The sequence below is a fragment of the Microbacterium luteolum genome, assembly GCF_039533965.1.
GTDB lineage: Bacteria > Actinomycetota > Actinomycetes > Actinomycetales > Microbacteriaceae > Microbacterium > Microbacterium luteolum.
On record NZ_BAAAUN010000001.1, the window covers coordinates 3,120,793 to 3,145,203 of the forward strand.

General features: G+C 68.4%; 25 protein-coding genes. 10 read left to right on the forward strand and 15 right to left on the reverse strand.

What is annotated here, in order from left to right:
- Positions 1-78 precede the first annotated feature (78 nt).
- Genes ABD648_RS15120 through ABD648_RS15135 form a run of 4 tightly spaced genes read right to left on the reverse strand, consistent with a single transcriptional unit; the run spans position 79 to position 4,565 of the window.
- Positions 79-999, reverse strand: coding sequence for a carbohydrate ABC transporter permease (locus tag ABD648_RS15120; protein ID WP_282215780.1), 921 nt, complete (start codon positions 997-999; stop codon positions 79-81).
- Positions 996-1,958: a carbohydrate ABC transporter permease gene (locus ABD648_RS15125; protein ID WP_282215781.1), complete on the reverse strand. Its 963-nt coding sequence runs from the start codon at positions 1,956-1,958 to the stop codon at positions 996-998. Before ABD648_RS15125 ends, ABD648_RS15120 begins: the two co-directional genes overlap by 4 nt.
- Before the next feature lie 3 nt (positions 1,959-1,961).
- Complete coding sequence (locus ABD648_RS15130; protein ID WP_282215782.1) at positions 1,962-3,272, reverse strand: ABC transporter substrate-binding protein; 1,311 nt, start codon at positions 3,270-3,272, stop codon at positions 1,962-1,964.
- Between the two features lie 57 nt (positions 3,273-3,329).
- Positions 3,330-4,565, reverse strand: a complete 1,236-nt coding sequence (locus ABD648_RS15135) for an aminotransferase class V-fold PLP-dependent enzyme (protein WP_282215783.1) — start codon at positions 4,563-4,565, stop codon at positions 3,330-3,332.
- Positions 4,566-4,728: 163 nt separating this feature from the next.
- On the opposite strand from ABD648_RS15135, the gene ABD648_RS15140 reads away from it, so the two are divergent.
- Positions 4,729-5,412: a FadR/GntR family transcriptional regulator gene (locus ABD648_RS15140; RefSeq protein WP_282215784.1), complete on the forward strand. Its 684-nt coding sequence runs from the start codon at positions 4,729-4,731 to the stop codon at positions 5,410-5,412.
- Positions 5,413-5,511: 99 nt separating this feature from the next.
- Here the strand turns inward: ABD648_RS15140 and ABD648_RS15145 are convergent, their stop codons facing one another.
- The 7 genes from ABD648_RS15145 to ABD648_RS15175 all read right to left on the reverse strand — a co-directional run bounded on the left by ABD648_RS15145 (position 5,512) and on the right by ABD648_RS15175 (position 10,769).
- A complete protein-coding gene (locus tag ABD648_RS15145; protein ID WP_282215785.1) occupies positions 5,512-6,027 on the reverse strand; it encodes a glycine cleavage system transcriptional repressor in 516 nt (171 codons plus the stop codon).
- Between the two features lie 149 nt (positions 6,028-6,176).
- Entirely contained in the window at positions 6,177-7,235 is a 1,059-nt protein-coding gene (locus ABD648_RS15150; RefSeq protein WP_282215786.1) for a PLP-dependent cysteine synthase family protein, read from the reverse strand.
- Positions 7,236-7,257: 22 nt separating this feature from the next.
- Positions 7,258-8,013, reverse strand: coding sequence for a hypothetical protein (locus ABD648_RS15155; protein WP_282215787.1), 756 nt, complete (start codon positions 8,011-8,013; stop codon positions 7,258-7,260).
- Between the two features lie 147 nt (positions 8,014-8,160).
- The gene (locus tag ABD648_RS15160) at positions 8,161-8,517 is read right to left on the reverse strand and encodes a cupin domain-containing protein (protein ID WP_282215788.1); all 357 of its coding nucleotides are present in this window, start codon (positions 8,515-8,517) and stop codon (positions 8,161-8,163) included.
- A gap of 43 nt (positions 8,518-8,560) precedes the next feature.
- A complete protein-coding gene (locus tag ABD648_RS15165; RefSeq protein ID WP_282215789.1) occupies positions 8,561-9,391 on the reverse strand; it encodes a GntR family transcriptional regulator in 831 nt (276 codons plus the stop codon).
- A 1-nt stretch (position 9,392) separates the two neighbouring features.
- Complete coding sequence (gene rbsD / locus ABD648_RS15170) at positions 9,393-9,797, reverse strand: D-ribose pyranase (RefSeq protein ID WP_282215790.1); 405 nt, start codon at positions 9,795-9,797, stop codon at positions 9,393-9,395.
- A 9-nt stretch (positions 9,798-9,806) separates the two neighbouring features.
- The gene (locus ABD648_RS15175) at positions 9,807-10,769 is read right to left on the reverse strand and encodes a ribokinase (protein WP_282215791.1); all 963 of its coding nucleotides are present in this window, start codon (positions 10,767-10,769) and stop codon (positions 9,807-9,809) included.
- A 94-nt stretch (positions 10,770-10,863) separates the two neighbouring features.
- On the opposite strand from ABD648_RS15175, the gene ABD648_RS15180 reads away from it, so the two are divergent.
- Positions 10,864-11,547 (forward strand): transaldolase family protein, encoded by a 684-nt coding sequence (locus ABD648_RS15180; protein WP_282215792.1) that lies wholly within the window; start codon positions 10,864-10,866, stop codon positions 11,545-11,547.
- 128 nt (positions 11,548-11,675) lie between these two features.
- Here the strand turns inward: ABD648_RS15180 and ABD648_RS15185 are convergent, their stop codons facing one another.
- Entirely contained in the window at positions 11,676-12,353 is a 678-nt protein-coding gene (locus ABD648_RS15185) for a FadR/GntR family transcriptional regulator (protein WP_282215793.1), read from the reverse strand.
- A 46-nt stretch (positions 12,354-12,399) separates the two neighbouring features.
- On the opposite strand from ABD648_RS15185, the gene ABD648_RS15190 reads away from it, so the two are divergent.
- Positions 12,400-13,368: an amidohydrolase family protein gene (locus ABD648_RS15190; protein WP_282215794.1), complete on the forward strand. Its 969-nt coding sequence runs from the start codon at positions 12,400-12,402 to the stop codon at positions 13,366-13,368.
- Between the two features lie 271 nt (positions 13,369-13,639).
- On the opposite strand, the gene ABD648_RS15195 is transcribed toward ABD648_RS15190, so the two are convergent.
- Positions 13,640-14,407: an SDR family NAD(P)-dependent oxidoreductase gene (locus ABD648_RS15195; RefSeq protein WP_282215795.1), complete on the reverse strand. Its 768-nt coding sequence runs from the start codon at positions 14,405-14,407 to the stop codon at positions 13,640-13,642.
- Positions 14,389-15,249, reverse strand: a complete 861-nt coding sequence (locus ABD648_RS15200; protein ID WP_282215796.1) for a fumarylacetoacetate hydrolase family protein — start codon at positions 15,247-15,249, stop codon at positions 14,389-14,391. The genes ABD648_RS15195 and ABD648_RS15200 overlap by 19 nt, the downstream gene beginning before the upstream one ends.
- A gap of 125 nt (positions 15,250-15,374) precedes the next feature.
- Here ABD648_RS15200 and ABD648_RS15205 point away from each other — a divergent pair, with 125 nt between their 5' ends.
- A complete protein-coding gene (locus ABD648_RS15205) occupies positions 15,375-16,670 on the forward strand; it encodes an L-fuconate dehydratase (RefSeq protein ID WP_282215797.1) in 1,296 nt (431 codons plus the stop codon).
- The gene (locus ABD648_RS15210) at positions 16,657-17,631 is read left to right on the forward strand and encodes an aldo/keto reductase (RefSeq protein WP_282215798.1); all 975 of its coding nucleotides are present in this window, start codon (positions 16,657-16,659) and stop codon (positions 17,629-17,631) included. The genes ABD648_RS15205 and ABD648_RS15210 overlap by 14 nt, the downstream gene beginning before the upstream one ends.
- A gap of 135 nt (positions 17,632-17,766) precedes the next feature.
- On the opposite strand, the gene ABD648_RS15215 is transcribed toward ABD648_RS15210, so the two are convergent.
- Complete coding sequence (locus ABD648_RS15215) at positions 17,767-18,768, reverse strand: LacI family DNA-binding transcriptional regulator (RefSeq protein ID WP_282215799.1); 1,002 nt, start codon at positions 18,766-18,768, stop codon at positions 17,767-17,769.
- Between the two features lie 198 nt (positions 18,769-18,966).
- On the opposite strand from ABD648_RS15215, the gene ABD648_RS15220 reads away from it, so the two are divergent.
- The 5 genes from ABD648_RS15220 to ABD648_RS15240 all read left to right on the forward strand — a co-directional run bounded on the left by ABD648_RS15220 (position 18,967) and on the right by ABD648_RS15240 (position 24,319).
- A complete protein-coding gene (locus ABD648_RS15220) occupies positions 18,967-19,836 on the forward strand; it encodes a sugar phosphate isomerase/epimerase family protein (protein WP_282215800.1) in 870 nt (289 codons plus the stop codon).
- 188 nt (positions 19,837-20,024) lie between these two features.
- A complete protein-coding gene (locus ABD648_RS15225; RefSeq protein WP_282215801.1) occupies positions 20,025-21,527 on the forward strand; it encodes a sugar ABC transporter ATP-binding protein in 1,503 nt (500 codons plus the stop codon).
- Positions 21,527-22,561, forward strand: coding sequence for an ABC transporter permease (locus ABD648_RS15230; RefSeq protein ID WP_282215802.1), 1,035 nt, complete (start codon positions 21,527-21,529; stop codon positions 22,559-22,561). The genes ABD648_RS15225 and ABD648_RS15230 overlap by 1 nt, the downstream gene beginning before the upstream one ends.
- A gap of 85 nt (positions 22,562-22,646) precedes the next feature.
- Complete coding sequence (locus tag ABD648_RS15235; RefSeq protein WP_282215803.1) at positions 22,647-23,648, forward strand: ABC transporter substrate-binding protein; 1,002 nt, start codon at positions 22,647-22,649, stop codon at positions 23,646-23,648.
- A 122-nt stretch (positions 23,649-23,770) separates the two neighbouring features.
- The gene (locus ABD648_RS15240) at positions 23,771-24,319 is read left to right on the forward strand and encodes a VOC family protein (protein ID WP_282215804.1); all 549 of its coding nucleotides are present in this window, start codon (positions 23,771-23,773) and stop codon (positions 24,317-24,319) included.
- Positions 24,320-24,411 lie beyond the last annotated feature (92 nt).

Consider the following 24,411-nt stretch of genomic DNA (forward strand, 5'->3'; position numbering starts at 1 on the left):
ACGACCGAACCGGCCCCTTGTGCACGTGCACAAGGGGCCGGTTCGTACAGCAAGGGGCGGCTCGGCAGAGAGGTGGGGCTACTCCTTCACCGCACCCGCGGTCAGGCCCTGCACGATCCAGCGGCTCGCGAGCGCGAACATCGCCATGGTCGGCAGGATCGTGAGGACCGCGGCGGCGCTCATGGAGCCCCAGTCGATGTTGAACGTCGAGATGAAGCCGTTCAGCGCCGAGGGGACAGTGCGGTTCGCGTCGGTGTTCATCAGGACGACCGACAGGAACAGCTCGTTCCAGCAGTTCACGAAGTTGAAGATGAACGCCGCGATGATGCCGGGCGTCATGACCGGGACCAGCACGCGGAACAGGGCCCCGAGGCGGGAGCATCCGTCGATCATCGCCGCCTCCTCCAGCGCGTCGGGCACGTTCTCGAAGAAGCCGCGCAGCATGACCGTCGAGAACGGGATGCAGATCGCGATGTAGACGAGGATCAGGCCGGGCTTCGTGTCGACCAGGCCCAGGTCGGTCATCATCGAGTACAGCGGCCCCAGGGCGATGAACGCCGGGATCATCTGCGTGAGCAGGAACGCGATCAGCACCGCGCCCTTGCCGCGGAACTCGAAGCGGGCGATCACGTAGGCGGAGAGCAGGGCGATCAGCGTCGCCACCGCTCCCGCGACGATCGCCACCAGGGCCGAGTTGCCGAGGAACACCGCGAACGAGCTCTGCTGGAACAGGCTCACGTAGTTCTCGAACGAGGGCTCGCTGGGCCAGTACTCGATCGGGAACCGGTTGATCGTGCCCGGCGACTTGATCGATGTCAGTGCGATCCAGTACAGCGGGAAGAGGGTGATCACGAGCCACAGCCCGAGGCCGACGACACGGACGACGCCACCGGGCGTCACCTTGCGCTTCTGTCGCGGAGCCTTTGCCAGGTCGGGGACGGTGAGACGCCGGGTCTCCGTCATCGAACTCCCCGTGCCTGTCGTGCCGGTGACGGTCATCGCTGGGCCTTCCGCATCGCCATCAGGTAGAACGCGCAGAACACGAACAGGAACGCCACGACGATGAGGCCGATCGCGCTCGCGAGGCCGTAGTTGCCCTGCTGGGTGTAGTTGATCATCCAGGTCGTGATGATGTGGGTCTGGTTCGCGGGTCCGCCGTTGGTCATCGCGTAGATGATGTCCGGGAAGTTGAAGATCCAGATCACGCGCAGCAGGATCGTGAGCAGCAGCGTCACGGCGATGTACGGGATGATGATCGAGAACAGCTGCCGCACCTTGCCGGCGCCGTCGAGGCTCGCGGCCTCCAGCATCTCGTCCGGGACGGACTGGAGCGCGGCCAGGATCATGATCGCGAAGAACGTCACGCCGTACCAGATGTTGGCGACGATCACGGCGATCATCGCGAGCTTCGGGTCGGCGAGCCAGGGGAGCGGCGCGTCGATGAGTCCGGCCTTCATCAGCAGGTCGTTCACCACGCCGAACTCGGCGTTGAACATCCAGCGGAACAGCATCCCGATGAGGAAGCCCGACACGGCCCACGGGAAGAACACGAGGGCCTGGTAGAGCCCGCGGAAGCGGAACCGCTTGCGCAAGGCGAGCGCGATGAGGAAGCCGATCACGAGCTGCGGGACGAGCGAGCCGACCACCCAGAGGATCGAGTTCCAGGCGACGACGGGGAACGCCGGGTCCTGGAACACCGCGACGAAGTTGTCGAAGCCGACGAACGGGGTCGAGGTGAGGTCCCAGAGGTTCCAGTCGTGGAAGGCCATGCGGGCGCCCTGCAGCATCGGCCAGTACGTGAACCAGCACACGAAGACGATCGCCGGGGCCATGAAGGCCAGGAGAGTCAGCGCATGCCGGCCGCGGAACTGCCGGCGGCGAGGGCCGGGGGAGGCCCCGCCGCGCGACTGCACGGATGCAGTGGCGGCGGAGCCTCCCTCACGAGCGGTCAGGGCCACGGGTCAGCCCTTCTCCGCGGCGTACTTCTCGGTCCAGAACTGATCCCAGGAGGCCAGCAGGTCGCTGGTCGACATGTTGCCGAGGAGCACGTTCTGCACATCCTGGTCGGACTTCTGGATCCACTCGGTCCACCAGCTGACACCGCGCGGCTGGCGCACGTTGACGTAGGTGTCGGGGTTCTCCGTCATGGTGACGTAGCTCGTCCACGGGCCCGTGGAGTAGAACTCGTCGTCGGCAGCGTCGGTGATGATCGGCACGAGGCTGTTCGCCTGCGCGAATTCGGTGGCGGGCTCGGCCGACGAGAGGAACTCGACGAGCTTCACCGCCGCCTCCTTGTTCTCGCTCGCCTCGGCGACGCCCCATCCGGCGACGGCCAGCGGCTGCGCGGCCTTGCCCGAGGGCCCGGTGAGCAGGGGAGCGGTGTCCCACTGGTCCTCGGTGAGGTTCGAGTCCTGCACGGTCGCGATGACCTCGGGGTCCTGCAGCAGGAACGCCGTGGTTCCGTTGGTGAAGCCGGCCACCATCTCGGGGTAGCCCCACGACACGGCCGAGGGTGGGGATGCCTCCTTGAAGAGGTCGAAGTAGTCGTCCACGGCATCCTGCGCCTCGGGGGCGGCGAAGATGGTCGTGCCGTCCTTCATGAGGAACGCGTCGTCGACGTTCAGGCCGTCGATCGTGTACGCCTCGATCGCGGCGACCACGTTGCTGTTCGCGTTGGGGCCGCCGCGGAAGGCGTAGCCGTAGACGTTGTTCGACGGGTCCTGGATCGCGGATGCCTGCTCGAGCAGGTCTTCCCAGCTCTTCGGCGGGCCGTCGAACCCGGCCTTCTCGACGAGGTCGGTGCGGTAGAACAGCGACAGGCCGTAGAAGCCGTAGGGGACGAAGTAGCTCTTGCCGTCCTCGGCGACCGATGCGGACTTGGCGTTGTCGGTCAGGGCGTCCCAGCCGTCCCAGTCCTTCAGGTCGTCGCCCAGGTCGTACAGCCAGCCGTTGTTGGCGAACGGTCCGACCGTGATGTCGCGCACCTCGAGGAGGTCGACGCCCTTGCCGGACTGCAGCATCTGCTGGATCTTCGCATCCGCCTGCTCGGTGGGAGGCGAGACCAGGTTGACCTTGATCTTCGGGTTCTCCTTCTCGAACTCGTCGAGGAGCCCGCGGATGAGGTCGGTGCGTGCCGGGTTGGTCAGACTCTCGACCATCTGCAGGGTGACGGTCCCGTCGGCGGACGGGCCGCCGCCGGCGGAGCAGCCGGTGAGCGCGAGGACGGCGACGGTGCCGATGCCTGCTGCTGTCGTCAAGATCTTGTTCTTCACGATGTGCCTCTCAGTTGGTGTTTCGGGTGGGGTGCGGGTTTCGGGTGGGGGTGCGGGTCAGGGGATGATGACGGATGCCGCGGGCCGGATGCCGGCGCGCTGGAGGATCTTCGGGATGCAGCGCTCGACGAAAGCCTCGAAGTCGGAGGCCTCGGAGTAGAGGTGCGCCGAGAGGCGGAAGTAGCCGATGCCGCGGAAGCTCGTGAAAGCGGTCTCGACGCCGGTCTCGTCGAGCAGGTCCATGCGCAGGGCGTCGGCCTCCTCCCGCGTGGCACCGAGGCCGAGGGGAAGGCGGACGAGCCGCATCGACGGCACGGGCGAGGGGAGCGGGGTGAGGGGTTCTTCGTCGGCGTACGGGCGGAAGCCCTCGGCGATGATCTCGGCACCGGCATCCGCCAGGGCCGCCATCGTCTCGCGCGCCCGCTGCCAGCCGTACTCGTTCTCGATGAAGTCGATGGCGGCCGGGGTGGCGAGGTAGGTCGTCGCGTCGATCGTGCCCTGCGTGTCGAAGCGCGTCGGGAAGGACTCCTGCGCGGCCCACGAGTCGATGAGGGGCCAGAGCTCCTCGCGGTCGTGGGTCTCGGTGACGAGCAGGGCCGAGCCCCGCGGAGCGCAGGGCCACTTGTGCAGGTTGCCGAACCACCAGTCGCCGCCGGCGACGGCTGCGGCATCCGGGACGAGACCGGGCGCATGCGCGCCGTCGACGAGGGTGCGCACGCCCCGCTCGGCCGCGAGTGCGGCGATGCGCCGCGTCGGGAGGAGACGGGCGGTGGGGGAGGTGATCTGGTCGACGACGATGAGTTTCGTTCGTGCGGTGAGCGCGTCGGCGAAGCGCTCGACGATCTCGTCGTCGGAACCCAGCAGCGGAAGCTCGACGACCCGCACGGTTGCGCCGAAGCGACGGGCGAGGCGCTGCGCCCCCATCGTGATCGCGCCGTACCCCTGATCGGTGACGAGGATCTCGTCCCCGCTCTCGAGGCGGAGCGCGTTGTAGACCACGGTCGCGGCGGCGGAAGCGTTCGGCACGAAGGCGCTGTCCTCAGGGCGTGCGCCCACGAAGGGAGCTGTGCGCTCACGGGCGGCGCGGACGCGTTCGGCGATGCGGGGGAACCACTCGACCGGGCTGAGATCCGCCTTGCGGCGGAGTGCGTCCTGCTGTTCGACGACGGCTGTGGGGACGGCGCCGAACGAGCCGTGGTTCAGATGGATGATCGCCGGATCCAGGGGCCAGGCATCCCGCGCGCGGTCGAACGACCTCAGTCGGATCGGGGCGGGGAAACCGGTGGCCTGCATGGGTCCTCTTCAACACGTCGGGGGGAGTTGTTGCACAACTTTGCCATAGCGCTGTCTAGATCACCAGATATCACGGATAATTTAATAAAGTCGTCATACGACTTGGTCGCGTCGTTCGCGTCCGACAGACTCACAGGAGATCCGAGTGCCAGAGAGGAACACGATGAGCGCGTTGGACAAAGCGCTGCACGGACTGCGGGCGCTCATCGCCGACGGTGCGCTGCGGCCGGGAGACCGGCTGCCCAGTGAAGGCGAGCTGTGCGAGACGCTCGGCGTCTCCCGCGGATCACTCCGTGAAGCGATCCGCACGCTCGGCGCCCTCGGCGTGCTCGAGACCCGGCACGGGTCGGGCAGTTATGTGAGCGAGCTGCGGGCCGCCGACCTGATCGGGAGCCTGTCGCTCACCGTCGGGCTGTTGCCGATGGCGGGGGTGCTCGAGCTCACCGAGCTGCGCCGGGTGCTCGAACCGCACGCCGCGGCGCTCGCCGCAGCACGCATCGATGCCGAGACGGTGGAGAAGCTCGATGAGCTCCTGGGCGAGATCGAGGAGAGCGACGACTTCGATGATCACTCGCGGCTCGACCATGAGTTCCACATGACGATCTCGAAGGTCGCAGGCAACGACGCCCTCACCAGCCTCATCGATGTGCTCCGGTCGCGCTCGCGCGCCTACCGGATCCACGATGCGCACGACGCCGCGGAGCTCAAGCTGCACTCGGATGCCGGACACCGGGCGATCCTGCGCGGTCTCGCCGCGGCCGATCCGGTCGCTGCCTCTGCGGCGGCGTCATCCCACGTCGCGTACACGGAGTACTGGGTGCGCAAGTACACCGAGGTGGAGGAGTAGGCGGAGTAGCTCTGCGTCGACCCGCCCCTCTATGGACGACCCGGCCTCTTCTGTGCGTTCGCAGAGGGCCGGTTCGCACCGAAGGGGGCGGCTCGGCAATCAGGCGAGGGTGATGTCGACCTGGATCTCCGCCGCGATGCGCTCGAGGTCGGCGCGCAGCGTGTCGAGATCGACGGATGCCGGAACTCGCGCCGTGACGGATGCCTCGAACAGGCGCCCGCCGGCCATCGCGGCATCCCGGGTCTCGGTGGCCAGCTCTTCGATGCTCAGGGCGTGTGAGCTCAGCACCGTCGAGATCTCGCGGACGATGCCGTGGCGGTCGTTGCCGAGCACCCGGATCGTGAGGAGCTGGTCGTCTTCGATGTCTGCGGCAGGGGTGCCGGTGAGCACGGCGAGGGTCAGCAAGCCTTGACCCTGCAGGCTTCGCAGCGCGGTCTGCAGCTCGGGCGCGCGGTCTTCGGCGACGGAAACCTCGATGACGCCGGCGAAGGTGCCGGCGAGCTCGGCCAGCGAGCTGTTCTCCCAGTTGCCGCCATGCGCATCGACGACATCGGCGACGGCGGCGACAAGGCCGGGACGGTCTGCACCCGCGACGGTGAGGATCAGAGTTGTCATGCGGCCAGCGTAACGCGGTCGACTGGCACGGACCGGCTGGGTCGCTGAGCCTGTCGAAGCCTCGTGTGGGGCCCTTCGACAAGCTCAGGGACCCAGGGTTGCGGGTCGGGGGGCCCAGGGTGCGGGTCAGGGGGCCAAGGGCGCGGACGTCAGTCGGCCCAGACGCCCGTCTCGAGGAAAGACTCCAGCCGGGCGCGATGCGGGGCGAGGTCCCAGCCCTGGGCTGTGACCCACTCGTCGGAGTAGTAGGTGCCGGCGTAGCGGACGCCGCTGTCGCAGATGAGCGTCACGACGCTGCCGGTCTCGCCGGCCGCACGCATCCGGGCGATGAGCTGGAACGCGCCGTAGAGGTTCGTGCCCGTCGACCCGCCCGCCCAGTGCAGGGTGCGTGCGCGCAGCATCCGGATCGCCGCGACCGAACCGGCATCCGGCACGCGGATCATCTCGTCGATCACGCTCGGCACGAACGACGGCTCGACGCGGGGCCGTCCGATGCCCTCGATGCGACTCGGGCGTCCGGCGGGGGCGTCGACCGTGCCGGCCCAGCCGTCGTAGAACGCCGAGCCCTCCGGGTCGACCACGGCGATCTGCGTCTCGTGGCGGCGGTACTTCACATACCGGCCGAAGGTCGCGCTCGTGCCGCCCGTTCCGGCTCCCACGACGATCCAGCGGGGGATCGGATGCCGCTCCTGCGAGAGCTGGCTGAAGACGCTCTCCGCGATGTTGTTGTTGCCCCGCCAGTCGGTCGCGCGCTCGGCGAACGTGAACTGGTCGAGGTAGTGACCGTGGCAGTCCGAGGCGAGGCGCAGCGCCTCCGGCGACATGTCCTCGGCACGGTCGACGAAGTGGCACCGACCGCCGTAGAACTCGATGAGGTCGATCTTCTCCTGGCTGGTGGAACGCGGCACGACGGTCACGAACGGGAGTCCCAGCATCCGCGCGAAGTACGCCTCCGACACCGCGGTCGAGCCGCTGGATGACTCGACGAGCGTCGTGTTCTCGTGGATGCGGCCGTTGACGAGCCCGTAGAGCAGGAGCGAGCGCGCGAGGCGGTGCTTGAGGGAACCCGTCGGATGCACCGACTCGTCCTTCAGGTACAGATCGATGCCCCACTCGGGTGGCAGCGGGAACAGATGCAGATGCGTGTCGGCGCTGCGATTGGCATCGGCTTCCAGCAGGGCGATCGCGGTGCTGGTCCAGGAGGTCACGGATCGAGCGTAACGCGCCCGCTCACTTGTCGGTGTAGCCGCCTTCGCCGGTCTCGCCGTCGTACGTGAAGACCTTGTCTTCCAAGGTGATCTTGATGTCGTCGCCGAGCGGCTGCTGCGCGAGCAGGCGCTCCTCGAGCATCGCCATCCGTTCGTCGTACTCTTGCGCCTGCTGCTCGTCGATCCCCCAGATGGTCGCGACCTTCATGTCGGTCATCAGGTACAGGAAGGCCGTGACGGCGGTGCGGTTGTACTCGTTGTCCGGGATCGTCTGCCAGAGCGCCCCGGAGTCGCGCAGGCGCTTGTACTCCTCGATCTTCGCCTCGAGCCGATCCGCGATCCCGGAGGCGTCCGCGTCGGGATCGGCAGGCTCATCGCCGTCGTCCGACGGCCTATCCGGGTCTTCGGCGAACGCGCTCGGACTCGGCACCGGGGCGGGCGGTGAAGCCTCGTCCGTCCCGCGGACGAGGAACCCGACGAGCAGCGCCACGCCGACGACCGCGAAGATGACGAGACCGCCGACCACGGCCAGCACGATGCCGAGGGCGTTCGAGCTCTTGGCGGGAGGCGGAGCTGCGTATGCGGGGCCGGGTGCCGGGTAGCCGCCCGCAGTCGCGTAGGGCGGTAGGGGCGCAGCGGGCTGCGCGGGAGGAACGGGCGCACTCACGGGTGGAGCGAGCGGGACGACGGGCGGAAAGCTCGGAGCGTGGCCGCCCGCCTCCGCCGGTGGAGGCGGAATGACGTTGTCCGGCTCTGCCCCCGTCTGCTCGTCTGTCATCGTTCTCCCCCTGGATCGACGGCACCTGCCGGATGCCTCTTTCCGAAAGGTAGCCGTTTCCGTCGTCGACCGTGCGGGCAGATCTGCTCAGGTGGCCATGCCCTGGGGGAGAATCTCGCCAGTACCGCCGGCGTGCAGGAGAGATCGTCAGGCGCCCGCGGGCTGCGCGGGCCCCAGGGTTCCGGATGACTGCTCCCCGGCGGCATCGCCTTTGAGCTCGACGAGGATCGTGTGGGTCGGGGTCGTCCCGGTGTTCTCGCCGGAATGGCGCTGCGCGGGGATCCACACGGCCTGTCCGGAGGGCAGCGAGGTGTCGAACGTGCGCTCGCCGGCGCTGAGGCGACGGGAGAAGTCGCTGAGGGTGACCATCACGCTGTTCGGGTGGTCGTGCGGCGTCGTCTTGTCGCCGGGCTCGTCGGTGTACTCGAGGACGCGGACGTGCTCGTTCTCCCAGAGCGTGCGGTAGTGATTCGGGTTGGTCAGGGTGGGATCGTCGGTGATCATGCGGCGACGGTACACCCCGCGGGATGACGGCGGCAGACCCTCTTCAGCCGACCGTTCCTGCGGGAGAAGCACCGCCGTCGCCGTCGACGTGCAGGAGAGATGCCTGCGACTGCTCCTGCTGCAGCTGGAACTCGAAGCGCGACCGATCCCCGCGGTGGTAGGCGATGAAGTACTCCATCGGCGTCCCGTCGGCGCTGCGGCTCACGCTGCGCAGTCGCAGCAGGGCCGAGCCCGCACTGACGCCGAGGAGCTGCGCCTGCTCGTGGGTCGCGACCGTGGCCTCCGCCGAGCGGACGCCATGCGTCGCGACGATGCCGTTGTCGGCGAGGAGGCGGTACAGCGACGCCTCGGTCAGGTCGGCGTCGAGGGTCACGGCGCCGACGGCATCCGGCATCCACGTCGTCGACAGCGACCACGGCTCGCCATCGACATGACGCAGACGCTCCAGCACGACGACCGGCGACCCGACAGGCAGCTCCAGCGCCGCGGCGATCTCGTCGTCGGCGGTCGTCCGCTCGTGCCGCAGCACATCGCTGTGCACGTGCCCGCCGCGGCGCTCGACGTCGTCGTACAGACCGACCAGCGTGTGCACGAGACTCTCGCTCGTGCGGGGCCGCGACACGAACGTACCCTTGCCCTTGACCCGCTCGACGAGTCCCTCGTGCTCGAGCTGGGCGAGCGCCTGACGCACGACCGTGCGGGAGATGCCGTAGCGCTCGCACAGGCGGTGCTCCCCGGGGAGCGGGTCGCCGGGCTGCAGACCGTCGCGCGCGATGCCGTCGATGATCAACTGGCGCAGCTGGTCGTACATCGGGGCGGCGGAGTGCCGGTCGATCGTGTCGTCGGTCGCGGTGTCGCTGCTGGTGCCGGTCATGTCAGTACGCGACCCCCGCGTGCAGGATGACGTTCGCATAGGGAGTGAACTCTCCCGAGCGGACGAAGGCCCGCGCGCCGTGCGTCAGCTTCTTGAACTCCACGTGCGGCACGAGCTCGATCTCGAAGCCCATCCCGGCGAAGCGCTCACGCAGGGCGTCGAGCACCTCGGGACTCTTCTCGGCGACCTCGGCGGAGACCGTGGCGCCTTCGACGACGAGCTCGGCCAGCACGGTGTCGAGCACGTCGAGGAAGGCCGGTGCTCCGGGGCGGTAGGCCAGGTCGATGCGCTCGGAGCCGGTCGGGATCGGCAGCCCCGCGTCGGTGACGACGAGCAGGTCGGTGTGCCCGGTCTCGCTGATCACCCGCGAGAGCGCGGGATTGATCGTGGTCGCTGACTTGCGCATGGATTCTCCTCAGTTCGTGGTGGTCGCGGATTCCCGCGCCTCGAGGAAGGCGTCGACCTCGGCGCGGTGCGGCAGGCTCGGCGAGGCGCCCTGCTTCGTGACGGTCAGTGCTCCGGCCGCCGTCGCCAGGCGCACGGCCTCGTTCAAGGTGCTGCCGTTCGCGAGGGCGGCTCCGAGGTACCCGGCGTAGGCGTCGCCCGCGGCCGTGGTGTCGACCGCCTCGACCGGGAACGGCGGGATGACGGTCGCACCCTCGCCGGTCACCACGCAGGATCCCTGTCCCGCGAGCGTGATCACCGCTGCGCCGACGCCCTGCCGGAGGAACCAGAGTCCGGCGAGCTCCGCCGTCGCGGCATCCGTCACCTCGATCCCGCTGATCAGCGAGGCCTCGGTCTCGTTCGGCGTGACGATGTCGACGCTTCGCCAGATCTCGGGCGGGAGCTCGGCAGCGGGTGCCGGGTCGAGGATCACGGTCATGCCGTGCTCGCGTCCTCGCGCCGTGATGTGGGCGGTGAGGGCCGACGGCGTCTCGAGCTGCGTGAGGAGGACGGAGGTCGTCGATGCGAGCGCGTCGAGCGCCGCGTCGATCTGCTCGGTGCTCAACGAGGCATTGGCGAGCGGGACCATCACGATGTCGTTCTGCGCGGAGGCGTCGACCCGGATGTGCGCGATGCCCGTGGGGCCGGGAACCGTGCGCAGGTGCGTGAGGTCGACACCCGCTTCGCCGAGGCCGTCGACCACGAGGTCGTGGAACAGGTCGTCGCCGACGCAGCCCACGAAGCTCGTGCGGGCGCCGGAACGACCGGCGGCGACCGCCTGATTCGCGCCCTTGCCGCCGAGCATGAGCGTGAACTCGTCGCCGAGGATCGTCTCGCCCCTGGCGGGGAGTCGCTGTGAGAAGGTGGTCACATCAGCGGTGACGCTGCCGACGATGACGACGCCGGAGCGATCACCGGAAAGTGCGGGGGACATCTCGCTCCTGATCCTCTTTGACTTGCGTCTGCAGCTGTCATTACATTAGCCGAATCCGAACCTGTAACGACAGGTTCCTGTGTCTGGAGCTCCGATGATCGCGATCGCCCCCCGCCTCTACGTCGACAGCGCCGACACCGACCGGGTCTCTCGGCTCCTCGCCGCGGGCGTCGTGCATGGCGTGACGACCAATCCGACCATCCTCGAGCGCGGCGGCAGGACAGCCGCCGACATCCCCGAGCTCTACGCGCGCTGGGAGTCCGAAGGTGCGCAGGAGATCTTCTTCCAGACCTGGGGCGGCGACACCGCGTCCTTCCTGCGCAACGCCGAGGGCATCCGCGCCCTGGGAGATCGGGTCGTGGTCAAGGTGCCGGCGACGGCCGACGGCTTCGCAGCGGCATCCGCTCTCGTGCGCGACGGCGCCACCGTGCTCGTCACCGCCGTCTACTCGGTGGCCCAGGCGCTCGTGAGCGCGAGCATCGGCGTGCGGTACATCGCGCCCTACCTCGGACGGATGCGGGATGCCGCCGCCGAGACCGGCTTCTCGGGGCCCGGCGCGGAAGACGTCATCGCCCGCATGCAGGAGGTCTGCGTCGGCAGCGGTACCGACGTGCTCGCGGCATCGCTGCGCTCGCCGGAGGACATCGTCGGACTGCGCATGCTCGGCGTGCCGTACTTCACCGCAGCCCCCGACGTGATCGAGCGGATGCTGCTGCACGACGTCAGCGACCGCTCGGCCGTCGAGTTCGACGCCGCGATGGGGCGTCTCGGGGCCTGAGGCTGCGCCTGTGGCGGCGGGCAGGTTCTGCGGCCGATCGGAAGTTCTGCGGCCAATCCCGGGCATTGCGGCCGCAGAAGCTCGAGATGGCCGCAGAAGTTGCGCCGCCGCGCGCCGCGAGGCTCGGGTCAGGCGGATGCCGCCTGGCGCAGCCACCGTTCGACGCCGGCGATGTGCGCCGTGGTCAGGGAGGTCGCGAGGGCGGAATCGTGCTGCGCGATGGCCTCGGCGATCGCGCGATGCTCGGACAGGGTGCGCTCGACCGCGCCGGCCTCGGTGAGGCCACGCCAGACGCGGGCCCGCACGGTCTGGCTGCTGAGGTGCTCGATCAGACTCGCGAGGTAGGCGTTGCCCGCCATGCGGACGATCTCCCGGTGGAAGCGGATGTCGTGCTCCACCAGCTCCTCGATCGTGACGGAGGCGTCGATCCCGTCGATCTCGCTCACCAGCTCGGCGATCGCCTCATCGCTGCCGAGGTTCGCGGCGAGACCGGTCGCCTGCGACTCCAGCATCCGTCGCACGGCGAAGATCTCGAGCATCGAGTCGTCATCGTGCATGTCGACGACGAACGAGATGGCCTCGAGAAGGAGGTGCGGCTCCAGGCTGGTCACATAGGTGCCGTCGCCGCGTCGCACGTCGAGCACGCGGATCACCTCGAGCGCCTTGACCGCCTCGCGCATCGAGTTGCGGGAGAGGCCGAGCCGCTCGGACAGCTCCTTCTCGGGAGGGAGTCGATCTCCGGGCGAGAGCTCACCCGACACGATCATCGCTTTGATCTTCTCGATCGCCTCGTCAGTCACGGCCATGGCGTCATCCTAGCGATTGATCGGATGTCTGAGGCAGGATGGACGCATGCGCGTCATCGATTCACACCTGCACCTGTGGGATCCGGAGCTCCTGGACTACTCCTGGCTCGAGGGGCCGTACGACGCCCGGTTCGCCGAGGCCGAGCTGGAGCGTGCACGGCTGGGCGCCGCAGCGGAGGAGAAGGCCGTGTTCGTGCAGGCCGGGACCGCTGAGGACCGCTTCCTCGACGAGGTGCGCTGGGTCGAGAGCCTGGCGGAGCGGGTCGGCGTGATCGGCATCGTGGCCGGCGTGCGCCTCGACCGCGGAGTCGACACGACGACGCACCTCGACGAGCTCGCCGCGCAGTCGCTCGTGGTCGGAGTGCGGCACAACCTGCAGGATGAGGCGGACGGCCTCGCGGTGTCCACCGCGTTCGTCACCGGAGCGCGCGAGGTCGCGGCGCGCGGGTGGACCTTCGACGCGTGCGTCCGTGCCGCCCAGCTGCCTGATGTCGCCCGTCTCGCCGGTGCCATCCCGGAGCTTCGCATGGTGCTCGACCACCTGGGCAAGCCCGAGGTCGGCACGGCTGATGCGCCGCGCACGCCCTCGGTGGAGTGGGTGCGAGATCTCGACGAGCTGTCGCGGCATCCGGAAGTCTTCTGCAAGCTGTCGGGGCTCCCCGCGGAGGCGGCGGGGAACTGGAACAGGGAGCAGCTCGAGCCGTTCCTCGATGTCGCCGCCGATACCTTCGGCGTGGAGCGGCTGATGTGGGGCAGCGACTGGCCCGTGTCGGCGATCGGTCCGGCCGAGTCCGGCGATCCGCATGCGTCGGACGACGGCGCTGCCGCGTACCAGGCGACCGCGCGCTCGCGCTGGCTCGAGGTCGTTGTGGCCTGGGCGGATGCGCGCGGCCACGACGTCGACGCGATCCTGTGGGCGAACGCCGAGCGCTTCTACGGTCTGGGCGACGGGGGGCGGCCGGAGGCGACGGAGTCGCGGCGTCGCGGCATCCTGGGCTGGCTGCGCGGGGAGTAGGTCGGCGGTTCTCGTTCCGGTCGCAGTTTCTGCCGCCGGCATCCGTTCGGGCGTCGCGGGTGTGTGGTGTTGTTGACACCTGTTGTCGGTATGCGGACCCGTTTCCGTCGACAGGTGTCACCTCCGCGAGCGGATGCGTGGTCTTGTTGACACCGATTGCCGGAATGCGCGGCCGTTTGCGTCGAGAGGTGTCATCTCCGCGCGGGCACGCGCCCTCGCGGACCGGCGGACCGGCGCGTCGGAGCGTCGGAACGGATGCCGTGAGCCGGAGCTACTCCGCGCGCAGGCGGAGCTGCGCCATCCCGCCGTCGACCTCGATGAACGTTCCCGTCGTGGAACCGGCCGACGGGCCGACCAGGTAGGCGACGGCAGCGGCGACCTCGTCGGGGCTCACCAGTCGACCGTGCGGCTGGCGTGCCTCGAGAGCCGCGCGCTCGGCAGCGGGGTCGGATGCCGAGTCCAGCAGTCGCCCGACCCACGGGGTGTCGGCGGTGCCCGGGTTGACGGCGTTCACGCGGATGCCCTCGCGCAAGTGGTCTGCGGCCATGGCCCGGGTGAGCGCCGAGACCGCGCCCTTGGACGCGCTGTACAGCGCCCGCTGCGGCAAGCCGGTCGTGGACGCGATGGATGCCGTGTTGCAGACGGATGCCGACGGCGACTTCCGAAGCCAGGGCAGCGCCGCCGCGGTCACCCGCGCGATGCCGGTGACGTTGATGGAGAGCACGCGCGCCCACTCGTCGTCGTCGTTCGCCGCGATGTCGCCCTGCGCGCCGATGCCGGCGTTGTTCACGACGATGTCGATGCGGCCGAACCGCTCGGCGACCGCGGCGACAGCAGCGTCGACGCTCGCGCGGTCGGACACGTCGGCCGTGAACGCGGCGAACGCGGCATCCGCTCCGGAGGTGTCGCGATCGAGCACCGCGATCTGCGCCCCGTCGGCGTGCAGGCGGTGCGCGATCGCCGCGCCGATGCCGGATGCTCCGCCAGTGACGATCGCCACCAGTCCTTCCAGTGCGCCGGTCACTTCTGTGCCTTCCATGCCACGAACTCCTGTCGCTGACGACCCAGGCCGTCGATCTCGACCTCGACGACATCACCGGCCGCGAGGTAGGGGAAGTTGCCCGAGAGCGCCACGCCCTGCGGGGTTCCGGTGAGGATGAGGTCACCGGGTTCGAGCGTGACGTACTGGGACAGGTGGTGCACGATGTGCTCGACCGAGAAGATCATGTCGCTCGTGTTCGAGTCCTGACGCGGCTCGCCGTTGACGAAGCTGCGCAGCCCGAGGGCGTGATGGTCGACCTCGTCGGGGGTGACCAGCCACGGGCCGGTCGGGTTGAAGCCCGGCGCGATCTTGCCCTTCGACCACTGTCCGCCCGACACCTCGATCTGGAAGGCGCGCTCGGAGACGTCGTTGGCCACCACGAAGCCGGCCACGTGCGCCATCGACTCGTCGGGCGAGTCGAGGTAGGAGGTGCGTGCGCCGATGACGATGCCGAGCTCGACCTCCCAGTCGGTCTTCTCGCTGCCGCGGGGGATCGTGACCGCGTCATTCGGGCCGACCACGGTGTTGGGGGTCTTCAGGAAGATGATCGGGATGGTCGGCGGCTGCGATCCCGATTCGGCCGCGTGGGCCGCGTAGTTCATGCCGACGCAGATCACAGCACTGGGCCGGGCGATCGGGGCTCCGATGCGGCGGGCAGCGGCATCCGCCAGCTCGGGGAGCTCGCCGGCGTCACGTGCGGCGGCGACGCGAGAGCGGAAATCGCCGGCGAGGAAATCACCGTTCACATCGGATGTCAGGGAGCGGAGGTCGAGGTGGCGGTCACCCTCCACCAGGACGGGGATCTCGCTCCCTGGGTTGCCAAGCCGCGCGAACTTCATGATTCTCCTGATCGGTCATGGGGCCGCTTCTGCGCGGCCGGTCTCGTTGACAGTATAGACATCCGATGTTTACACTCCAAGAGATCCGCGCGAAGAAAACAGCTCGCGCATGGAGAGGAACCCCCGTGAGCCGCATCGTCGCCCTCGACACCACCGACATCCGCTTCCCCACGTCGCTCAGCCTCGACGGTTCGGACGCGATGAACCCCGACCCGGACTACTCCGCGGCGTACGTGATCGTGCGCACGGATGCCGACGACGGCATCGAGGGCCACGCCTTCGTGTTCACGATCGGCCGAGGCAACGACGTGCAGGTCGCGGCGATCGACGCGCTCGCCGGGCACCTGGTCGGGCGCGAGGTCGAGCCGCTCCTCGACGACATGGGCGGCACCTTCCGGGCGATCATCGGCGACTCGCAGCTGCGCTGGCTCGGCCCCGAGAAGGGCGTCATGCACATGGCGATCGGCGCGGTCATCAACGCGCTGTGGGACATCAAGGCGAAGCGCGCCGGGCTCCCCCTCTGGCAGCTGCTCGCCCGGATGACGCCCGAGGAGCTCGTCGACCTCGTCGATTTCCGGTACCTCACCAACGCCCTCACTCCCGAGGATGCGCTCGAGATCCTGCGCGCCGCCGAGCCGGGTCGCGCCGAGCGCGAGCAGGAGCTGCTCGCCACGGGCTACCCGGGGTACACCACGAGTCCCGGCTGGCTCGGTTACTCCGACGAGAAGCTCGAGCGGCTCGCTCGCGAGGCCATGGCCGACGGCTTCACCCAGATCAAGCTCAAGGTGGGTGCCGACCTCGACGACGACATCCGCCGCTTCCGCAAGGCGCGCGAGGTGTGCGGGCCGGACTTCCCGATCGCGATCGATGCCAACCAGCGCTGGGAGGTGTCCGAGGCGATCGAGTGGGTGAATGCGCTCGCCGAGTTCCACCCCGCCTGGATCGAGGAGCCGACCAGCCCCGACGACGTGCTCGGTCACGCCGAGATCGCCCGCGGCGTCGCGCCCATCCGCGTCGCCACAGGTGAGCACGCGCAGAACCGCGTGATCTTCAAGCAGCTGCTCCAGGCCGAGGCGATCTCCGTGATGCAGATCGATGCCGTGCGCGTCGCGGGGGTGAACGAGAACATCGCGAACCTGCTGCTGGCGGCCAAGTTCGGCATCCCGGTCTGCCCGCACGCCGGTGGCGTCGGCCTGTGCGAGGCCGTGCAGCACCTGTCGATGTTCGACTTCGTGGCCGTCACGGGTACCCGCGAGGGCCGGATGATCGAATTCGTCGACCACCTGCACGAGCACTTCGTCGTGCCGACCGACATCCAGGGCGGCTCGTACATGGCGCCGACCGCGCCCGGCGCCGGCATGGAGATGAAGGCCGACAGCATCGCCACCTACACGTGGACGGGCGCGCATGTCGGGGTCTGAGCGCGCGGCTGCTCTCGAGCTGCCCGCCCTCGGCTACGGGGCCGCGAACGTCGGCAACCTGTTCCGCGCGATGACCGACGACGAGGCCTGGGCCGTCCTGGATGCCGCGTGGGAGAGCGGTATCCGGTACTACGACACCGCCCCGCACTACGGGCTCGGCCTGTCGGAGCGCCGGCTCGGCGCGTTCCTGCAGACCAAGCCCCGTGGTGAGTATGTGCTGTCCACGAAGGTGGGCCGGCTGCTGCGCCCGAACCCGCAGCACGCGGGTGGACTCGACACCGCGAACGACTTCCACGTGCCCGACGACCTCCAGCGCGTGTGGGACTTCTCGGCCGACGGCATCCGTCGGAGCCTCGACGAGTCGCGCGAACGCCTGGGCATCGAGCGCATCGACCTGCTCTACCTGCACGACCCGGAGCGCCACGATCTGGACCTCGCGCTCGCCGAGGCCTTTCCCGCCATGGAGCAGCTGCGCGCCGAGGGCGATGTCACGGCGATCGGCATCGGATCGATGGTGTCGGATGCCCTGGCCGCTGCCGTCCGCTCCGCCGACCTCGACCTCATCATGGTCGCCGGGCGCTACACGCTGCTCGAGCAGCCCGCCGCCGTCGATGTGCTGCCGGCGTGCCGGGAGCGGGGGACCGGGATCGTCGCGGCATCCGTCTTCAACTCCGGACTGCTCGCCTCGAACGAGCCGCGCCGTGACGGACGCTACGAGTACGGACAGCTGCCCGACGAGCTGTGGGTGCGGCTGCTGCGGATCGCCGCCGTCTGCGCTGACCACGGCGTGCCGCTGCCGGCCGCCGCGATCCAGTTTCCGCTGCAGGCTTCGGGAGTGCGCTCGGTCGTGGTGGGCGGGAGTCGTCCTGAGCAGCTGCGCCAGAACGCCGCCTACGCGGCGCAGGAGATTCCCGAGGAGCTGTGGGAGAACCTCGCCGCCGAGGGGCTCATCGCTGCGTGACGGTGTCGTCGGGCCGGGCTCGACGTTCACAACTCAGCAAGAACGCACGCAGACCGCCCGAAACCGGGCGGATTCGGACCAGGGTCCGACGATCTTCCTGAACTGTGCACGCCGTCGACGCGTGACGAGAGGTACTCAGCGCCCGATCGTCGACTCGCGCACGATCAGCTCTGCGGGGAACGGGGTCGTGGCGGGCGGTGGAGCCGTCGGGTCGGCCAGCTGCTGCAGCAGCGCGGCACCGGCGGCGCGCCCGATCTCATAGCCCGGCTGACGCACGCTCGTCAGCGGCACCACGCCCTGGTGCGCCTGGTCGACGTCGTCGAATCCGACGAGTGCGATCTCCTCGGGAACCCGGATGCCGTGCCGCAGCAGCTGCGTGAGCACGCCGAGCGCCACCATGTCGTTCGCGGCGAAGACAGCATCGGGGCGCTCACCGGCGGGCAGGACGATGAGCTGTTCGGCGGCGCGCAGCCCGTCCTCGGTCGCGAGATGCGGCACGTTCTGCACCGTGATCGTGGCTGAGGTCCCGGCGACCGCGTCGCGGAGCCCGGCCAGACGGTCGTTCGACTGGCTGACGGCGGGACTGCCGAGGAACAGGATGCGCGTGCGTCCGAGCGACAGCAGATGCTCGCCGGCGAGACGCCCGCCGCCGCGGTCGTCGAACAGCACGGATGCGACCGTGGGCGAGTCGCGGATGGGGCCGACGACCACCGAGCGGATGCCGCGCTCGGCCAGGAGCTCGAGACGCGGCACCACGTCGCCGAGCGGGTAGATCACGATGCCCTGCACGCGGTGCGCCTCGAACATGTCGATGTTGCGTCGCTCCTGCGCGTCGTCGCGGTTGCTGTTGCTGAAGAACAGCGACCAGCCGCCCTCGCGCGTCACGTCGTCCACACCGCGGGACAGCTCGTTGAAGTAGGGCAGCCACGCGTCGAGCAGGATCAGGGCGAGCGCCTTGCTCGACCCTGCGCGCAGCTGTCGCGCCGACTCGTTCGGCACGAAGCCGAGCTGCTCGATGGCCGCCCGCACGCGTTCGCGGCTCGACGTGCCGAGCACGTGCGGGTGGTTGAGGTAGTTCGACACGGTCGAGGACGAGACCCCGGCGAGAGCGGCGACGTCTTTGACGCTCGCGGGCATGGAGGCTCCTCGTCGGGATGGGGCCGCCGGCGGGACGCGCCGGGCGGACGTGGCGACACCAGGCTAGCGGGAGAATTGCAACGTGCCAAGAAAGTTCTTGACTCCGCACCTCCCGCGGACGTAGCGTGTCTGGCACGCCACTTGCAACGTGCCAAGTGGCGAGGCGACGGTGCCGAACACCCGCCTGCGAGAGGCCCCATGAACATCGGCTGCCACGGGCTCGTCTGGACAGGGAACTTCGATGCCGACGGCATCCGCCTCGCTGTGGAGAAGACGAAGGCGGCGGGCTTCGATCTCATCGAGTTCCCGCTCATGGATCCGTTCTCGTTCGACGTGGCGGCCGCGAAGGACGCCCTCGAGGAGCACGACCTCGCGGTGAGCGCATCGCTCGGGCTGTCCGAGGCGACCGACGTGACGAGTGCCGATCCTGCGATCGTCGCGGCGGGCGAAGCGCTGTTGCTCCGCGCGGTGGACGTGCTCGCCGAGCTGGGCGGCGAGCACTTCTGCGGAGTGATCTACAGCGCCATGAAGAAGTACATGGAGCCCGTGACGCCCGGAGGGCTCGCGAGCAGTCGCGCCGCCATCGCGCGGGTCGCCGACCACGCCGCCGAGCGGGGAGTGTCGGTGTCGCTCGAGGTCGTCAACCGCTACGAGACCAACGTGCTGAACACGGCCAGGCAGGCGCTCGGCTACCTGGCGGCGGTCGACCGGCCGAACGTCGGGATCCACCTCGACACGTACCACATGAACATCGAGGAGTCGGATATGTTCGCGCCGGTCCTCGACGCCGCTCCCGCCCTGCGCTACGTGCACATCGGCGAGAGCCACCGGGGCTACCTCGGCACCGGGACGGTCGACTTCGACACGTTCTTCAAGGCGCTCGGCCGTATCGGCTACGACGGGCCGATCGTCTTCGAGTCGTTCTCGTCCGCCGTCGTCGCCCCGGACCTCAGTCGGATGCTCGGCATCTGGCGGAACCTCTGGACCGACAACGACGAACTCGGCGCGCACGCCAACGCGTACATCCGCGACAAGCTCGTCGCGATCGAGTCGATCCGGTTGCACTGAGGCGCGAGCCGAAGTTCCGGTGCCGGGAAGGTCAAGATGTTATTACAGGCCTTCCCCATCCGACCTCCGTTAGATACATTCAGATACAACTTGCGCGAAAGAGGCGCAGGCCGCAGAATTGATCCGATGTTTACTGCGGCCCGCATCGCCGGAACCGCAACATGACCTTCAAGGAAGCAGGTGAGCACATGAGTGACCCCATTCTCCGAGTGGAGGGGATCAGCAAGGGATTCCCCGGTGTGCAGGCGCTGAAAGACGTGCACCTGGAGGTGCGTGCCGGCGAGGTGCTGGTGCTGGTGGGAGAGAACGGCGCCGGGAAGTCGACGCTGATGAAGATCCTGTCCGGGATCTACACCAAGGACGAGGGAACCATCACGTTCGAGGGCCAGGAGGTGGAGCTCACCAGCCCGCTGCAGGCCCAGGAACTCGGCATCACGATCATCCATCAGGAGCTCAACCTGATGCCCGACCTGACCGTCGCGCAGAACATCTTCGTAGGCCGTGAGCCGACTTCCGGGCCGTTCCTGTCCGAGCGGAAGCTCAACACGCAGACCGCGGAGCTGCTGAAGCGCCTCGGCATCCGCCTCGACCCGCGTCAGCTCGTCGGCGAGCTGACCGTCGCCGAGCAGCAGATGGTCGAGATCGCCAAGGCGCTGTCGTTCAACGCCAAGGTCCTCATCATGGACGAGCCGACGTCGGCCCTCACCGACACCGAGGTCGAGACGCTGTTCGTGCTGATCGAGCAGCTCAAGGCGTCGGGCACCGGCATCGTGTACATCTCGCACCGCATGGACGAGCTCCGCCGTCTCGCCGACCGGGTCACCGTTCTCCGCGACGGCACATACATCGGATCACTCGACCGCGCAGAGGTCACGATCCCCACCATCATCGAGATGATGGTGGGCCGCGTGATCGACGAGGGCACGCGTCCCGAAGCCCGCGAGCACATCAACGATCCGATCGTCCTCGACGTGCAGGGTCTCTCCACGAGGAACCTGCTCAAGGACGTGTCGTTCCAGCTGCACAAGGGCGAGATCCTCGGCTTCGCCGGTCTCATGGGCGCCGGCCGCACCGAGACGGCGCGGGCCGTCATCGGCGCCGATCACCGCGACGGCGGCACGATCTCGATCAGCGGACGCCCGGTGCGCATCGGCCAGCCGGCGGATGCCGTGAAGCACGGCCTCGGCTATCTCTCGGAGGACCGGAAGCTGCTCGGGCTCATGCTCGAGCAGGATGTCACGTTCAACACGGTCCTCGCCTCGCTCGGCTCCTATGCCAACGGCATCGGCTGGATGGGCGACAGCAAGGCGAAGAACCGCACCAAGGAGTACGTGCAGCAGCTGCGGGTGAAGACGCCATCGGTCAACCAGGTCGTCAAGCTCCTCTCCGGAGGGAACCAGCAGAAGATCGTCATCGCGCGATGGCTGATGCGCGACTGCGACATCCTCATCTTCGACGAGCCGACCCGCGGCATCGACGTCGGCGCGAAGGAAGAGATCTACCGCCTGATGCAGCAGCTCGCTGACCAGGGCAAGTCCATCATCGTCATCTCATCGGAGCTCCCGGAGATCCTCCGCGTCGCGAACCGCATCGCGGTCTTCGCGAACGGCCGCATCACCGGAACGCTCCGCAACGAGGAAGCCAGCCAGGAGAAGATCATGCAACTCGCAGCCCACGGGGAGGAAGACTGATGAGCACCCCACAGCAGCCCGGATCGTCGACGACGACGATCATCCAGACGGCGGTGAACGAGGACACCGACAAGCGCGACGTCGGCGCGTTCCTCAAGCGCCAGCTCCAGCAGTCGCTGGCGTTCGGCACCCTCATCGTCCTGGTGATCTTCTTCACGATCGCCAGCCCGAACTTCTTCACCTTCAGCAACATCGCCACGGTCCTCCTCTCGACCGCGGTCATCGGCATCCTGGCCCTCGGCACCACCTTCGTCATCATCACCGGAGGCATCGACCTCTCGATCGGCACCGGCATGGCGCTCTGCGCCGTGATGACGGGTGTGTTCGTGACCAACATGGGCCTCCCGGTCTGGGTCGGCGTGATCGGCGGCGTGCTGACCGGTGTGCTGATGGGTCTGGTGAACGGCGTGAACATCACGTTCCTGCGCCTGCCTCCGTTCATCGCCACGCTCGCGATGATGATGATCGCCGGCGGTCTCGCACTCGTCATCTCGAACGTCTCGCCGATCTACTTCTCCACCTCGGCACCGGACTTCAAGAAGATCGCGCTCGGCGTGATCATCCCCGGCATCCCGAACGCCGTGCTGATCACCGCGGTGGTCGCGATCATCGCGTGGCTGGTGCTGTCGAAGACGCTCCTCGGCCGCTACACCTTCGCGATCGGCTCCAACGAAGAGGCCACGCGCCTGTCCGGCGTCAACACCCGCCGCTGGACGATCCTCATCTACATGTTCGCCGGAGCCTTCACCGGCATCGCGGGCATCGTGATCGCCGCCCGCCTCGACTCGGCCCAGCCCCAGATCGGCATGGGGTACGAGCTGCAGGCGATCGCCGCGGTCATCATCGGCGGCACCTCGCTGCTCGGCGGACGCGGATCCATCCTCGGCACCGTGATCGGCGCGCTGATCATGAGCGTGCTCGTCAACGGCCTGCGCATCCTGTCGATCCAGCCCGAATGGCAGAACATCGTCGTCGGCGTCGTCGTGCTGCTGGCCGTGTTCCTCGACTCGCTGCGCAACCGCCAGCGGACCTGAGCCCGTTCGACCCGACTCAACTGAATAGCACCACGCAGTCCACCGTCGGCCCTGGCCGGCAATCACAGAGAACAATGGAGTTTCCATGAAATTCGGCAAGAAGACCGCATTCGCGGCACTCGTGGCAGCATCCGCGCTGGTGTTCGCCGGCTGCGCCGGCGGCGGAGACGTGATCGAAGAAGGCAGCGGCGGAGGCAGCGGCAGCGGCGACGGCGAGATGTACATCGCCCTCGTCTCGAAGGGCTTCCAGCACCAGTTCTGGCAGGCCGTGAAGAAGGGCGCGGAGCAGAAGGCGGAAGAGCTCGGCGTCAAGATCACGTTCGAAGGCCCTGCGGCCGAGACCGAGATCGCCGGCCAGCTCGAGATGCTGACGGCCGCCATCGACAAGAACCCGGATGCCATCGCCTACGCGGCGCTGGACCCCGAGGCCTGTGTCGCCCCGCTCGAGCAGGCGAAGTCGAAGGACATCCCTGTCGTCTACTTCGACGCTCCCTGCAACGGCGACGTCGGGCTCAGCCTCTCCGCGACCGACAGCAAGGTCGCCGGTGCGCTCGCCGCAGAGCACATGGCCGACCTGATCGGCGGCAAGGGCGAGGTCGCGATCGTCGGCCACTCGCAGATCAACTCGACCGGTGTCGAGCGTCGCGACGGCTTCGTCGAGAAGATGGAAGCCGACTACCCCGACGTCAAGATCGTCGACATCCAGTACGGCGACGGCGACCACCTGAAGTCGGCCGACATCGCGAAGACGCTGATCGCGGCGCACCCCGACCTCAAGGGCATCTACGGCACGAACGAGGGTTCGGCCATCGGCGTCGTGAACGCCGTGAACGAGCTCGGCCTGGAGAAGGGCAAGATCACGATCGTCGGCTTCGACTCCGGCGCAGCGCAGATCAACGCCATCAAGGACGGCACCATGGCCGGCGCCATCACGCAGGACCCGATCGGCATCGGCGAGCAGGTCGTGCAGGCCGCATACGACGCGGCCAACGGCAAGAAGGTCGACGAGTTCTACGACACCGGCTCCTACTGGTACGACAAGACCAACATCGAAGACCCGAAGATCGCCGCAGTCCTCTACGAGTGACCTGACGTGATCGATGGGAGCCCCTCACCTTCGGGTGGGGGGCTTCTTCCGTGTCAGAGGACGGATGAGGACAGGATCTGTCCGCGGTGGATGTCACGCTGTCGTCGACGAAAAGATGCACCATGACCCCCATCCCCGCACGACCTGACGGCTCCAACACCGTCAACCCCTTCCTCATGACCGACGACGCCGCACGGATCATCGACTTCCTCACGCGCGTCTTCGGGGCGATCGACGTGCCCGAGGCGCGGACGCTCGACACCGACGGACTGATCCTGCACTCGGAGCTGCGTATCGGGGACTCCGTGATCACCGTGGCGGATCGCAAGCCGGACTGGCCGTTCACGCCCGGCTTCCTCCAGGTCTACGTCGACGACGTCGAGGCGACACTGGAACGCGCGGTCGCGCTGGGTGCGCGCATCGTGACCCGCCCGACGGACTTCTTCGGCGACACGTTCTCGCGCTTCACCGACCCGTCCGGCAACCTGTGGTGGGTGTATCGGCACGTGCCGCAGGAAGCGGCCTGGGATGCTGCGACCCCTGAGGACGCCGAAACGACGGATGCCGACGCCGAGGACTGGTCCAGCTTCACCTCTCCGGAGCTCGAGTACATCCACGAGAGCCTGGTCGACGCGATGACATCGTTGCAGGATCCGCGGCTCGCGAACTAAAGCGCCTGGTCGGGCGGAGATCTCGCGTTCCGGAGGAGGATCTGAGCCTCAGACTCCTCCCGTCGCGGGAACTCCGCCCGAACAGCAGTCAG

Coding starts and splice junctions, on each gene's coding strand:
- ABD648_RS15160 (WP_282215788.1), bottom strand. CDS start 8,517: ATGATCACCGACGATCCCACCCTGACCAACCCGAATCACTACCGCACG.
- ABD648_RS15225 (WP_282215801.1), top strand. CDS start 20,025: ATGAGTGACCCCATTCTCCGAGTGGAGGGGATCAGCAAGGGATTCCCC.
- ABD648_RS15140 (WP_282215784.1), top strand. CDS start 4,729: ATGAGCGCGTTGGACAAAGCGCTGCACGGACTGCGGGCGCTCATCGCC.
- ABD648_RS15120 (WP_282215780.1), bottom strand. CDS start 999: ATGACCGTCACCGGCACGACAGGCACGGGGAGTTCGATGACGGAGACC.
- ABD648_RS15155 (WP_282215787.1), bottom strand. CDS start 8,013: ATGACAGACGAGCAGACGGGGGCAGAGCCGGACAACGTCATTCCGCCT.
- ABD648_RS15210 (WP_282215798.1), top strand. CDS start 16,657: ATGTCGGGGTCTGAGCGCGCGGCTGCTCTCGAGCTGCCCGCCCTCGGC.
- ABD648_RS15235 (WP_282215803.1), top strand. CDS start 22,647: ATGAAATTCGGCAAGAAGACCGCATTCGCGGCACTCGTGGCAGCATCC.
- ABD648_RS15165 (WP_282215789.1), bottom strand. CDS start 9,391: ATGACCGGCACCAGCAGCGACACCGCGACCGACGACACGATCGACCGG.
- ABD648_RS15180 (WP_282215792.1), top strand. CDS start 10,864: ATGATCGCGATCGCCCCCCGCCTCTACGTCGACAGCGCCGACACCGAC.
- ABD648_RS15240 (WP_282215804.1), top strand. CDS start 23,771: ATGACCCCCATCCCCGCACGACCTGACGGCTCCAACACCGTCAACCCC.
- ABD648_RS15175 (WP_282215791.1), bottom strand. CDS start 10,769: ATGTCCCCCGCACTTTCCGGTGATCGCTCCGGCGTCGTCATCGTCGGC.
- ABD648_RS15135 (WP_282215783.1), bottom strand. CDS start 4,565: ATGCAGGCCACCGGTTTCCCCGCCCCGATCCGACTGAGGTCGTTCGAC.
- ABD648_RS15230 (WP_282215802.1), top strand. CDS start 21,527: ATGAGCACCCCACAGCAGCCCGGATCGTCGACGACGACGATCATCCAG.
- ABD648_RS15185 (WP_282215793.1), bottom strand. CDS start 12,353: ATGGCCGTGACTGACGAGGCGATCGAGAAGATCAAAGCGATGATCGTG.
- ABD648_RS15195 (WP_282215795.1), bottom strand. CDS start 14,407: ATGGAAGGCACAGAAGTGACCGGCGCACTGGAAGGACTGGTGGCGATC.
- ABD648_RS15215 (WP_282215799.1), bottom strand. CDS start 18,768: ATGCCCGCGAGCGTCAAAGACGTCGCCGCTCTCGCCGGGGTCTCGTCC.
- ABD648_RS15220 (WP_282215800.1), top strand. CDS start 18,967: ATGAACATCGGCTGCCACGGGCTCGTCTGGACAGGGAACTTCGATGCC.
- rbsD (WP_282215790.1), bottom strand. CDS start 9,797: ATGCGCAAGTCAGCGACCACGATCAATCCCGCGCTCTCGCGGGTGATC.
- ABD648_RS15200 (WP_282215796.1), bottom strand. CDS start 15,249: ATGAAGTTCGCGCGGCTTGGCAACCCAGGGAGCGAGATCCCCGTCCTG.
- ABD648_RS15145 (WP_282215785.1), bottom strand. CDS start 6,027: ATGACAACTCTGATCCTCACCGTCGCGGGTGCAGACCGTCCCGGCCTT.
- ABD648_RS15190 (WP_282215794.1), top strand. CDS start 12,400: ATGCGCGTCATCGATTCACACCTGCACCTGTGGGATCCGGAGCTCCTG.